An 11872-nucleotide genomic window follows, 5' to 3' on the forward strand; every position below is an offset into this window, starting at 1 on the left:
ACCGGGACGTCGAAGCCCCCGCTCGTGCGCCACGGGGGCAGCACACGAGCGGGGCGTGATGCGGGTCAGCCGGCCAGGGGGACGGGCTGGCCGGAGTGGTCCAGCCACCGGGTTTCGCCGGCGTCGGTGACCGTCAGGCCGAACCGGTCGGGTCCGGGGCGGCCGGCGTGGGTCCACCAGGCGTACGCGGCCTCCGCTTCGTTCCACAGGCAGCGCGGGCCGTGCTGCCACACCGTCCACCGGTCGTCGGACTTTCCGTCCCAGTCCACGGCCGCCCACGACGTGGCGTCGGTCGTGGCGAGCCACAGCCGGGACGCGACCCCGTCCACGTCCGGGTCGTCGTGCCAGGTCCACCACACGTCCCGGAGCTGGAGCCCCAGGGCGAACTGCGCGGCGAGGTCGTCCCCGGTCACCCGCCACGGCGGGAGGCTGGTGACCGACTCGTCGGGCTGGTGGTCGTCGCGCACCACGTCCCGGAAGATTCGCAGGTCGGTGCGCTGGTTCCGCATGAGCATGAACGCGGAGTGCGGCGAGAACTTCCCCGACGCGGCCCCGGCGCCGTCCACGGTCAGGTGCAGCAGGCCGTAGCCGATCCAGGGGCTTTCCCACGGGGTGAGGACGACGCCCCGGGCTCGACCTGGTCGACCCACGAATGCGGACCAGGAGACCCGCGTTCCACCCGGCCCCGGTACCGATCTCCAGGACCCGGTGCCCTTCGCGCACGTCGAGCATGCGCAGCATCCGGAACACGATGCCCAGGGCTGAAGCGGACGACGACGCCCACCACTCCCCGCCACCGGGGCCCTGGCCGTCGTTGACCTGCGCCACGACGCTGTCGTTGGCGTAGACCGCCCGCAGCCATGTCTGCGGGGCGTGGTCAGGCTGGTGGCGTCGGGGGTGGGGTGTAGCCGTGGTGGTGGGCCCAGGCAACGGCCTCGGCCCTGGTGCGGGTGCCGAGCTTCGCGAACAGGTGGTTGATGTGGGTCTTGACGGTGGCCTCGCCGATCAGCAGGCGTCGGCCGATCGCAACATTCGACAGGCCCTGCGCCATCAGACGCAGGACGTCTTCCTCCCGGGCGGTCAACGCCGCCGATTCCACCGACCGCGCCGCGGGCTCGGGTTCACGGGCTGAGGCGGAACGGACGGCGGCGTCCAGGAGCCGCTGGTGCACTGTGGGAGCCAGGGTCGTGTGGCCGGTGATGGCTGTCTGGATCGCGCTGACGATCTCGCTCTTCCCGGCGTCCTTGGTCAGGTAGCCGCGGGCTCCGGCCCGCAGGGCGTCGAGGATGAGGGGTTCCTCGGCGTAGGTGGTGAGTACCACTACGGCCGTGCGGGGCTGCTCGGCGGTGATGCGGGCGGTGGCGGTGATGCCGTCGGTGCCGGGCATGTTCAGGTCCATCAAAATCGCGTCCGGTTGCAGGGCCGCGGCCTGCTCGATGGCCTGCTGTCCGTCGGCGGCGCCGCCGACGACGTCGATACCCGGCATCAGGTCGAGCAGGGTCATCAGTCCCTCGCGGATGACCTCCTGGTCGTCGGCGACCACGATCCTCAGGTTCATGCCTCCACCTCCGCCCGGACCGTCCAGCCCTCGGGTCCGGGTCCTGCCGACAGGGTGCCTCCCACCAGACGTAGACGCTCGCGCATGCCGGCCAGTCCGTAGCCTCCCTGCTGGTGCGTCTGCGCAGGCGGGTCGTCCGGGGCGGGCAGGGAGGAGCAGATGATCAGGCGCACCCGGTTGGCTTCGTAGGCCAGAGTGAGGTCGACCGGCCGGTCGGGGGCATGCTTGGCGGCGTTGCCCAGGGCTTCTTGGGTGACACGGACCAGGCTCAGGGACACCTCCTCAGGCAGTGCTCTGGCCGTCCCCGTGACCTGGACGCGTACCGGGCCAGCGTGGCGCTCTTGAAGGCTGTCGGCAAGCGCGCGTACGGCGTCCGCGAGCGGCATGGTGTCCTGACGCAGCGCGCTGATCGCACGCCGTGTCTCGGTCAGTCCCTCCACAGCGATGCGGCGCGCCTTGTGCACCGTCTCCGCGGCCTGCCCGGTGCGTGGGGGGTCGGCTTCCAGCAGGGCGGTCGCGGTTTCCAGCTGCACGGCCAGGGCGCCGAGGGAGTGCGCGAGGACGTCGTGGATCTCGCGGGCGATACGGGCGCGTTCGTCCAGCGCGGCGGTGCGCTGCCGTTCCGCTTGAGTCTGTTCGGTCTGCTCCAGCAGGAGGCGGGCCTGTTCGTGCTGGATCCGCGCGCTGCGGCGGGTCAGGCCGATCAAGTAGAGGGTGGTCAGTAGCACCGCCCAGATGGCGACCGCCCAGTGGCTGGTGGGAGTGCCGGTGGGGGTGGCCAGCAGGTCTCCGCCGGCCAGGGCCAGCGCACCGACGGCGAGGAGTCCCACGCCGGCGGGGACGGTGAGGTCGGCGGCGGCCGACGCCATCGCCGCGAACAGCAGTGGCGCGGCGATCACCGCAGACGGCGGCGCCCACGTGAGCACCAGCCCCTCCGCCGCCACGGTGCCCGCAAGGAGCAGGAGCCGCACCGGGCGGCCGGGCGTGGTGTCCTGGCGGGACGTGGTGCGGAAGGCGAGCAGGTACCAAAGGGCGAATGCGCCCCATCCTGCGGCGGCCACCCACCCTGCGAGCGCGGTCTCGATCGAGCCGGACAGCCAGGCCCGCACCGCGGCAGCAGCCGTCCCGAGCAGCACCAAGCCCAGGATCGTGGCCGTCACCGGCCCCTCGGCGAAACCGTCCGCTCGTGGGACGCTCCACCGCGTCCGGGCGGCACGAACGAGGGTGTTCAGGCGCATACGGCCACCATGCCACGCCGCGGATCATCACTATCGCAGGCAGCGCCCTCCGCGGGGTGGACAGGGGTGGAGAAGGGTGGAGGCCCCGGCTCTCCACCCTGGTCGGTTGGCGGGCTGATGTGTGTGCCTGCCCGGTTGCGGATGCTCGAAGCATCACACCGCCCCCTTTCCGGAAGGTATCTGTCGTGTCGGATCTGACCAGCGCCCTCATCGTCAATGCCAGCGTTCTGGCCACCACTCTCGGCTTCGACCTGGGCCGACGCGCGTTCGACGGCAAGCGGGTCAGGCGCCCCGTGATCATCTGCGGCATTGTTGCGGTGATCTTCGTCAAGACGCTGTTCACCAGCGGTGTCGGCCTGATTGCCGAGATGATCGGCGTGGCCCTGGGCGTCCTGATCGGCCTGCTGGCCGTCAGCCGCATGAAGGTCACCAAGCAGGTGGACGACACCATCCACACCGTCGCCGGCACCGGGTACGCCATGGTCTGGGTAGGCATGGCGGTCCTCCGGTCCGTGTTCTCCATCGGCCTCACCTACTGGTTCGGCACCAGCATGGGCACCTGGCTCGTCCGACAGGGCGCGTCACCCTCGGACGTGACAGCGATCATCACCAACTTCCTCGTTTTCATGGCCGTCACCGCGATGATCACCCGCACCCTTGCCATCCGAGCCCGTGCCGCTGCGCTGCCCGCCCCCTCCGCCGCCGTCCGCTGAGCCGCCCACGCAACCTCGACCCTGCGGCTCGCGGCCGAGCGCCGGTCCGACCACGAGCCGCGCCCGAGCGGAACACCCCGACACCCAGATCCTGATCTTCACCACGTACGCAGACGACAACTGTCCCCACCACGCCTCAACGAGTCCGTCTCCGGAGAAGGGAGTCCCCACGCCCCTGCCGCTCTACCAGCACCGCCGCCCCCTCCGGACCTGCACAGCCTGGCAACCGGCCCTGCCTGTCTCAACACGGCAAGGGGAAAGGTCGGCGTGGTCGACATCACGAAGATCTACGCCTACCGGTACGCGGGCCGCTCGCGAAGCGAAGTGGCTGCCGCGGTCGGGGACGAACGCGGACCGGGGGACGGCCCACGCCGCGCGCTCCTACTCGGGCGCCACGCGGATGTCCAATGTCTTCGTTCACCACGCCGAGCAGATCGCGCAGGGCGGTGTGCTCGGACACCACGCGATCCGGTGCCGCCTACTCGTCCTTCTCGTGCTTCGGCGGGTCCTTCGGTTTGGCCGTGTCCGACGACGGCTTGGACGCCGCTGGGCGTGGAGGGCTGGTGTCTCCTGTCCGGGCAGGGGTAGCGCTCGCCCGCCGTGAGGCCGTCAGACGCTCCGAGGTGTCCGGCTGGTTCATGCAGCCGAACTCGACCGGTCCTTACCGGCCCGTGGCGTCTCGGTTGATCCGGCTGCCGGTCGCGGCTGTCGCGGTCACCCGGGCACGTTGTCGCGCGGCAGGAGTGCGGCAAGGGCCAGGGCGCTCCCGTGCAGGGAAGCGCTGTCGAGGCCGGCGAGCTCGTTGATCCTGGCGAGCCGGTTGTCCACGGTGTTGGGGTGCAGGCCGAGGTGCCGTGCGGTGCTGCGGCGATCGTGCCGGTGCTCGAGGTGGGCGCGAAGGGTCTCGACGAGGTCGGGTCGGCCGTTGAGAGGATTCAGGAGCGCTGCGATCCGGTCGCTGCTCTCGTCGTGCCGCGAGAGGTGGTACTCCAGCAGGACGTCGTCCATCAGGTGGGCCCCCGGGGACGACCGCAGGCGCGGGCGATCCGGACGATGTCGGCAGCGGTGCGGGCGGCAATGGGCGCGGCAGTGGGAGTATCAGCAGCAGCCGCGGACAGTCCGACGTCGTCGCCGCAGACCTGCCTGAGGCGGGTGCACAGCTGCTCACCGATGCGGACTCCATCCGGATCATCGATCCGCTGCGGAACGATCGCGTAGCCTCCGTCGACGCCGAGCGGTGACACCGCCTCGGTACCCAGGGTGCGGTCGAGGACGCTCTGGACGCGGCGGAGGAGACGGCGGTCCGCGACGGCCGAGGCAGCCGGACCCTCCGCCTTCGGCAGATCCAGGCGGAGGACGAAACAGGGGCCATCGAGGCCCAGCTCCTCGAAGGCACGCTGGGGAGGCACCGAGCCGTCCAGCAGGCCGCGCATCAGCGAGCGGTGGTGTTCGCGCCGTTCGGCGGACAGCGTGACCTGTTCGAGGAGGTAGGTCTCCGTCACCGCGCCGATGATGGCTTCGTGGCCACGCAGGAGGAAGTCGACGAGCTCGATGAGCGCGTCGTCCTCTCCGTCGGTGGCCTCGTCCCGGAGGGCCTGCCACAGGACGTAGACGGCCGTGGAATGGCTGCGCAGCAGCATCGGCAGGGGCATGCCTTCCTCGGCGCGCCGGGCGGCGCGTTCGCGGAAGAGGCTGTAGTCCCCGGCCTGCCCTTGGGGGTCGCGTACGCGGCGCAGGAAGAGGCGTAGTCCGGTGCGGACCGTCGCGGCGATCTCCACGTTCTTCCGGGCGGGACCATCCCCGCGCACGCGGGGTTGGTCCCTGGTGTCCGGGATCGACGCCGAATCCCTCGACGTGATCAAGGACTTCTACGACAGCATCTTCCAGACCACGGTTCCGGCGTCCGGGCCGAAGGCCGCCGAGATGGCCAAGCTGATCGAGAACGTCTTCCGGTTCGTCAACGTCTCCATGATCAACGAGTTGGCGATCCTGGCTGCCGCGCTCGGTGTGGACGCCTGGGAGGCGATCGACGCCGCCGCGCCCAAGCCCTTCGGTTTCACGCGGTTCACCCCGGGGCCGGGAGTCGGCGGCCATTGCCATGAGGCACAAGCGTCGACTCCGACTGCATGGCGGCGGTCAGTCATCGACACTGCTCCGGGGTGCGGGCCGGACATGCCAGATCGCCCGCACCACCATCGAACGAAGGGGTGCCGACTCCCGCACAACACACCTGACGGGCCGTCAGGAAAGTCAGCAAAAGGTCAGCATCGATCCGATCGAACCTTGTCACAGACATCCGAAGACGCGACTCGCCACCCTTCCTCCGGACCCGGCGGACACCCGCTCCCGAACCCGGGCCAGGCAGCGGATCGGAGGTCCCGGCATGACGGCCGCCAGTGATCGCACCGCCGCCTCAGGTCCGCATTTCCCCAGGTCAGCGCACTCGCCCACGCGGCTTCAGCGGGGTGGTGGGCAGTGCCGGGGCAGGCAGGGGGGCGCCGTCGTAGCCGTGCACCTCGCCGAACCGCGAGCCGTTCTCCCAGTCGTTCCGCGCCTGTACGATCTCCTCACCGGATCGGGCGACGAAGTTCCACCACATGACGATCTCCTCCCCGAACGGCGGGCCGCCCAGCAGGACCGCGCGGGCGGGGGTGTCCGAGAGGTTGGTCAGGGTCAGCGCGTCGGTTCCGGGGGCCGTGTAGCCCAGTTCGGCGGGGCTCAGGAGCGTTTCGGCGAGGCGGACCTCCCCCTGGTCGACGAGCAGGCCGTGTTCGAAGGCGGGGTCCACGGGGAGGACGACGGACGCGCCCGGGTCGAGGACGAGTTCGGCGCCGAGGAGGGGGGTGAAGGTCCGCACCGGGGAGGTCTCGCCGGCCAGCGAGCCGAGGAAGACCCTGAGGTCCGCCCCGTCCAGGCGGACGGTCCCGGGGACGTGGTGCTGGAAGTCCCGGGCGGTGTTCCGGTGCTCCGCCGGGAGGGCCACCCACAGCTGCACGCCGTGCAGGAGCGTGGTGCGGGCGGTGGAGACCTCCGAGTGACTGATGCCGTGGCCGCTCGTCATGAGGTTCAGTTCGCCGGGGCGCACGAGCGCGTGGCTGCCCAGGCTGTCGCGGTGTTCGATCTCGCCGCTGAACAGCCAGCTCACGGTCTGCAGGCCCGTGTGCGGGTGCGGGGCCACGTCCATGCCGCCGGACTCCGCGACGTCGTCGGGGCCGTAGTGGTCGGCGAAGCACCAGGCCCCGATGAGGGTCCGGGAGCGCTGCGGGAGCGTACGCCGTACGGTCATCGCCCGGGGGCCGCCCAGCGGGACGTCCCGCGCGGACAGCACCTCGACCTTCACCTGGCTCATTCTCGGCCCTTCCGAAAGCATGTAGTTCTATTTTAAACAACCAGGAATCATGATAGCCCTCGCGCCCGTACCGCGCGCGGCGCCCGCCACCGGGTGACGCTCCCGGGCAAGCATCCCGTACGCGGGATCCGCCGGGGGCGCCGGGCGCCTCGTACCGGTACGCGTCCGTCACCCGCGGTGGCCGCCGCGGGTGGGCCCGGCCGCCCGGTCGATCGCCGCCCCGACGGCGGTGACGCGGTCGGCCAGCAGGCCGAGGGCGGCGACCGCGCGGGCGAGGGGGTCGTCCCCGGAGCCGCCGAGCGCGCGGGCCCGGGTGTACGCGGCGGTCACCTCGGCCCAGCGCGCGGCCTGTTCCGGGGTGAGGGTGCCGCGCAGCTCGGCGAGGCGGAGGAGGTTCGCCTCGGCCCCGGTGGTGAGGGTGCGGGCCTCGGCGGTGTAGTGGTCGTCGATCACGGCGGCGAGTTCGGCGTCGTTCATGGCGGGCGAGATCCGGGCCGCGATCCTGTTCATGGTGCGGTACGAGCCCTGGAGCCGGAACGGCGGCGCCGTGCGGGACGCGTCGGACCGGGCGGCGGAGGCGATGTACTCCTCGTTGACGGCGAGGACCGTCTCGCGGACCGTGAGGAGCCGCCCGAGGACCGCGAGGATCCGCTCCAGCTCGGCCGGGGCGTACGGGTGGACGAGCCGGTCCCGGCGGGCGGCCGGGTCCCCGGCCGCCAGGCGCACCAGCAGTTCCAGGTCGGCGCGGTCGCGGCCGGCGAGCGGGGCGAGGACCGGGTGGGAGGTGAGGGCGTTCTCCACGAAGCTGAACGCGAAGGCGTCCTCCTTCCCGGCGAGCACGTCGCCGAGGTTCCACACGTCGGCCCGGTTGGCGAGCATGTCCGGCACGCGGAAGGCGTCCCCGGACCCGGTGTACGGGTTGCCGGCCATGCAGACGGCGAAGCGCTTGCCGCGCAGGTCGTGTCCGTTCAGGGTACGGGTGGCGTCGCAGAGCGGGATGAACTTCTCCAGGAACTCCGGCGAGGTGTGCTGGACGTCGTCCACGTACAGCAGGACGTTGTTGGCGGCGGCCAGCGCGAAGTCGATCTTCTCCAGCTCCCGGCGGGCGGTGGCGTCGGGTGCCTCGGCGGGGTCGAGCGAGGTCGTCCGCCGCCCCAGGGCCGGTCCGTCGGCCTTGACGAGGAGCAGGCCGAGGCGGTCCGCGACGTACTCGATCAGGGTGGTCTTGCCGTAGCCGGGCGGGGAGAGGAGGAGCAGCAGGCCGTGGGAGCCGCCGCGCCCGGCGTCCCCGGCGGCGCCGAGCTGCCCGGCGAGGTTGTCGCCGAGGAGCGGCAGGTAGACCTCGTCCACGAGCCGGTTGCGGACGAAGGAGGACATGACCCGGGGGCGGTACTCGTCCACGCGGAGCCGCGCGCGTTCGGCCGCCACCAGCTCCGCCGCGCGCTTCCGGTGGGCGCGGAAGGCGGGCACCTCGACGGTGGCGAACTCCCGTGTCCTGGTGAGGAACTCGTCGAGCCGCACGTCGAGCGCGCGGTCGCGGACGCGGGGGTGGGTGCCCAGGAGCCCGGTGACCGTCGCGGTGACGGGGGCTGTGGCCCCGTACCGGTCGAGCCCGGGGCAGAGTTCGACGGCGACGGCCTCGGCGAGCACTCCCCCGTCGGGCCTCCCCCCGGCGGCCGACGCGTAGGAGGTGAGCCACGCCTCGACCAGCCGGCGCCGCGCGCCCGGGTCCGCGAGGCCCGCGAGGGCGTCGTCGTACGCGGGACCGTCCACGGCGCGGCGGAACCCGTCGAGCAGGGTCCGGGCCTCGGCGGAGAGGACGAAGCCCGGGGGCTCGGAGGCCAGTTCCCCGACCAGGTACGCGGCGGCGGTCGCGTCCCCGGTCCTCCCGGCCAGCTCCCGGCGCAGTCCTTCGACGGCGGCTTCGGCGCCGAAGAGTTCGCGGGCCCGGGTGAGCGAGACCGCCTGCCGCGTCCACTGCTCGCGGGCGTCCGCGTCGGCGCCGTCCCAGAAGATCTGGGCCGCCGCCCGCGCCCGTGCCGGGTGGCGCAGCGGCCCGGCCCCCTCGTACAGGCCGAGGAGCGTCTCCAGGATCGCCGCCGCGTCGTGGTCGTGGACCCCCCGCTCGTACCCCTCGTCGTAGGCGGCCTCGGCGGCCTTCCGCACGAGTCCGGGCAGGTCGGCGCCAGCCAGGCCGCTCGCGCCGTGCTCCGCGAGGAGGCGTGCGGCCAGGTACTCGGCCCGGTAGACCGCGGGCGACTCGGAGGGCAGCGTCCGGTCCCGGAACGGGTGGGCCGCGGCGACGTCCGGGTCGGTGACGGGCACGCGGTGATCGGTCCCGGTGAGGGCGAGGGCGAGCGTGTCCCCGTGCGGGACGAGGGCCGGCTCGAAGGGCTGCCGGTTGACGGCGAACCGGTGCCGGCCGAGGCGGAGGGTGTCGCCGCCGTCGGAGAACAGCTCGGTGCGGTCGCGGAGCGCCCGTCCGGCCTCCTGGCGGGCGGCGGCGAGCCGGCCCTCCAGCTCCTCGGCCCGTGCCCGGTCGTCGAGTGCGCGCAGTTCGGCGGCGGTGCGCCGGACCCTGGTGACCATGGGGTCGGAGGCGAAGTACGCGTGCACCTCGTCCAGGTCGGCCAGGGTCGCGGTCCGGCGGGCGATCGTCTCCAGGACGCGGCCCGCCGATCCGGCGAGGCGTTCCGCGCGGCGGGCGCGGGCGTCCTGGAGGGACTGCTTGCGGGCGGTGAAGGCGGTGTGGATCTCGGCGCGCCGCTCCGCGATGCCGGCGAGGAAGCCGTCGTGCTCGGCGAAGCGGGACTCCAGGTTCTCCAGCCGGAGGAGCAGCGGGCCGAGCTGGTCGTCGCAGTGGCCGGGGGTGTCGGCGGCGGCGAGGGCTCCCGTGACGGCCTGGTCGAGCAGGGCGCACTCGGCGGCGAACTCCGCCCGCCCCTCCCGGTCGAGGAGTTCGGCGCGGCGGGCGGTGAGGACGGCGCGGGCGCGGTTCAGGGCGCCCAGGACGTCCGCGAGCCGGCCGAGGATCGCGGTGCGGGCGGTGGCGTCGCCGGTGTCGAGGCCGGCGACGGTCTCGCCGAGGGCGCGCAGGCCGGCGGTCCGCTCGTCGATCAGGTCGCCGAGCGGGCCCGTCTCCGCGACGGTGGCGGCCGCCGCGGCCTCGACGGCGAGCCGTTCCGCCTCGGCGTGCTCCCCGGCGAAGGCGTCCTCGCCCCGGAGGAAGGCCACGGCCCGCCGGCCCGCCGGCCCGCCGAGGCGATGGCGGACCCGACCTCCTCCGCGAGGGCGTCGACGGCGTCCGTGTCGGCGTACCGCATCTCCTTCACGGTCACCAGGCGGCCCTGTGCCCGGCGGAGTTCGGTGATCCGGGAGATCCACTCCCCGGCCGTGGCGGGGGCTTCGCCCCGGACGCGCCGGACGAGCCGGGCGGTCCGCTCGCGCGTCTCCGCGAGGGCGTCGGCGGCCTGCCGGGTGAGGGCGGTGACGGTGGCGAACTCGTCGAGGACCTGGGCGGCGGTGTCCCGGAGCCCGGTCAGCGGGGTGCGCAGGTCCCCGGTCTCCGGGTCCCCCAGCCAGTGGTGGGCGTCGGCGGCCCGCTCGCAGGCGGCGACGAGCGCCTCGTACACCTCGCCGGCGGGGGCGAGGCCGGTGGCCTGCCGGGCGATCGACAGGCAGTCGGAGATGCCCCGGACGAGGTCCGCGTTGCCGATGCGGGCCAGCGGGCCGTCGTTCGCGGGCGCCGCGTGCGTGTCGGAGACGTACGGCGTCGCCCACACCTGCACGGGGTGGACCCGGCCCGGTTCGCCGGTGCCGCCGCGCAGGACGACCGTCGTCCCGTCGTCGAGCAGCGCGTGTCCCCGGCAGACGAGCGGGGCGGCGGTCTCCTTGCGGATCAGGTTGTACGGCAGGAGGAGGCCGCGTCCCTCGGCCTCGGCGTGGAAGGCGAAGAGGAGGTCCTCGCCGTTGGGCGAGCGGACCACCCGGTCGAGGGCGAGGCCGGAGGTGTCGGTGTCGAAGGTCTTCACCGCGCCGGAGGCCAGGCAGTAGCCACCGGGGAAGACGACGCCCTCGTCGTCGGGCAGCCGCAGGCACGCCTGCCCGATGCCGTCGAGCCGGACGACGCTCCCGGTCAGCGCGTTGAAGACGAGGTGGCGGGTGGTCTCCTCCTTGTACGGGCGGACGCGGACCAGGGTCAGGGCCCCGACGGCGGCGTAGGCGACCTCGGCGTCGGCCAGCGACTGCAGCGGTTCGTCGACCGGCTCCGTGTGGACGCCCTCGGCGGTCTCGGGGTCGTTCTCCGTCTTGACGGTCAGCGTCCCGCCGGTCGTGGAGACGTACAGCCGGCCGCCGAGCGAAAGGTGGGCGTGCCGGCCGGGGACGTGGTCGTCGCGGGTCGTCGCCAGCCAGTCGAGGTCGTGGGACGGGGGCAGGACGTGGTCGCGCTCGCCCCGGGCGTCGAGGAACCGCGTCCCGCCGGACGGGTCGAAGGACCAGCGCAGGACCCGCAGGTCGTCGGCCTTTTCGCCGGTGCGGAAGACGGCGAGGATCCGGTCCTCCACGCGCCGCAGCCGCAGCAGCCGCGTGCCCCGGAAGTAGCGGTGCAGCGCGGAGAACTCCCGTACGAAACCGGGGTCGTCCAGGAGGCCGGGGACCGCGTGCGCGGGCAGGGGGTTCAGGGAGCGGTCGTACAGGGTGAGGACGTCGGCGACGGACGGCTCGGTGTCGCCCGTCGCGGCCGTGTGACCGCCGAACAGCAGGACCCCGTCCCCGACGGCGACGACGTCGAGGAGGACGCCGGCGCGTTCGGTGCGGATCCGGCCGGTGCCGGTGAGGGCGAGGCCGCCGGAGCCGAAGGCGGTGGTACGGGCGGTGTTGAGCGCCTCGGCGCGCCGGGCCAGTTCGCCGGCCTGTGCGGTGAGGCGGTCGCGCAGCACCGCGTACGCGTCCCGGTCGATTCCGGTGCTCATCCCTGTGCTCCCTTGTACTGTGGTGACTGCGGGTCCGGTGC

General features: G+C 73.0%; 8 protein-coding genes and 1 pseudogene. 2 read left to right on the forward strand and 7 right to left on the reverse strand.

Translation table 11 applies throughout. The annotated features are described in order from the left end of the window. Positions 1-65: 65 nt before the first annotated feature. From ACFYZY_RS23400 to ACFYZY_RS23410, 3 genes are all read right to left on the reverse strand, one after another. On the reverse strand, positions 66-650 hold the full coding sequence (locus tag ACFYZY_RS23400) for a hypothetical protein (RefSeq protein ID WP_388697340.1): 585 nt from the start codon (positions 648-650) through the stop codon (positions 66-68). Positions 651-877: 227 nt separating this feature from the next. Next, positions 878-1558: a response regulator gene (locus tag ACFYZY_RS23405; RefSeq protein ID WP_388697342.1), complete on the reverse strand. Its 681-nt coding sequence runs from the start codon at positions 1556-1558 to the stop codon at positions 878-880. Then, positions 1555-2796 (reverse strand): sensor histidine kinase, encoded by a 1242-nt coding sequence (locus ACFYZY_RS23410; RefSeq protein ID WP_388697345.1) that lies wholly within the window; start codon positions 2794-2796, stop codon positions 1555-1557. Before ACFYZY_RS23410 ends, ACFYZY_RS23405 begins: the two co-directional genes overlap by 4 nt. Before the next feature lie 185 nt (positions 2797-2981). Here ACFYZY_RS23410 and ACFYZY_RS23415 point away from each other — a divergent pair, with 185 nt between their 5' ends. Further along, complete coding sequence (locus ACFYZY_RS23415) at positions 2982-3509, forward strand: hypothetical protein (protein ID WP_388697348.1); 528 nt, start codon at positions 2982-2984, stop codon at positions 3507-3509. A 714-nt stretch (positions 3510-4223) separates the two neighbouring features. Here ACFYZY_RS23415 and ACFYZY_RS23420 read toward each other — a convergent pair. Then, positions 4224-4517 carry a helix-turn-helix domain-containing protein gene (locus ACFYZY_RS23420; RefSeq protein WP_388697351.1) on the reverse strand — a complete coding sequence of 98 codons (294 nt, stop codon included), beginning with the start codon at positions 4515-4517 and terminating at the stop codon, positions 4224-4226. Then, the gene (locus ACFYZY_RS23425; RefSeq protein WP_388697353.1) at positions 4517-5317 is read right to left on the reverse strand and encodes a hypothetical protein; all 801 of its coding nucleotides are present in this window, start codon (positions 5315-5317) and stop codon (positions 4517-4519) included. Before ACFYZY_RS23425 ends, ACFYZY_RS23420 begins: the two co-directional genes overlap by 1 nt. A gap of 16 nt (positions 5318-5333) precedes the next feature. Here ACFYZY_RS23425 and ACFYZY_RS23430 point away from each other — a divergent pair, with 16 nt between their 5' ends. Beyond that, complete coding sequence (locus tag ACFYZY_RS23430) at positions 5334-5909, forward strand: hypothetical protein (protein ID WP_388697355.1); 576 nt, start codon at positions 5334-5336, stop codon at positions 5907-5909. 34 nt (positions 5910-5943) lie between these two features. Here the strand turns inward: ACFYZY_RS23430 and ACFYZY_RS23435 are convergent, their stop codons facing one another. Together ACFYZY_RS23435 and ACFYZY_RS23440 are read right to left on the reverse strand one after the other, a co-directional pair. After that, the gene (locus ACFYZY_RS23435; protein WP_388697358.1) at positions 5944-6858 is read right to left on the reverse strand and encodes a pirin family protein; all 915 of its coding nucleotides are present in this window, start codon (positions 6856-6858) and stop codon (positions 5944-5946) included. A gap of 168 nt (positions 6859-7026) precedes the next feature. Continuing rightward, positions 7027-11831 (reverse strand): annotated as a pseudogene (locus ACFYZY_RS23440) (DNA repair ATPase). Positions 11832-11872 lie beyond the last annotated feature (41 nt).

Source organism: Streptomyces sp. NPDC001744, assembly GCF_042892575.1.
Taxonomy (GTDB): Bacteria; Actinomycetota; Actinomycetes; order Streptomycetales; family Streptomycetaceae; genus Streptomyces.

Excerpts from the sequence above, each read along its gene's own strand:
- ACFYZY_RS23435 (WP_388697358.1), bottom strand. The coding sequence starts at position 6,858 with ATGAGCCAGGTGAAGGTCGAGGTGCTGTCCGCGCGGGACGTCCCGCTG.
- ACFYZY_RS23405 (WP_388697342.1), bottom strand. The coding sequence starts at position 1,558 with ATGAACCTGAGGATCGTGGTCGCCGACGACCAGGAGGTCATCCGCGAG.
- ACFYZY_RS23420 (WP_388697351.1), bottom strand. The coding sequence starts at position 4,517 with ATGGACGACGTCCTGCTGGAGTACCACCTCTCGCGGCACGACGAGAGC.
- ACFYZY_RS23410 (WP_388697345.1), bottom strand. The coding sequence starts at position 2,796 with ATGCGCCTGAACACCCTCGTTCGTGCCGCCCGGACGCGGTGGAGCGTC.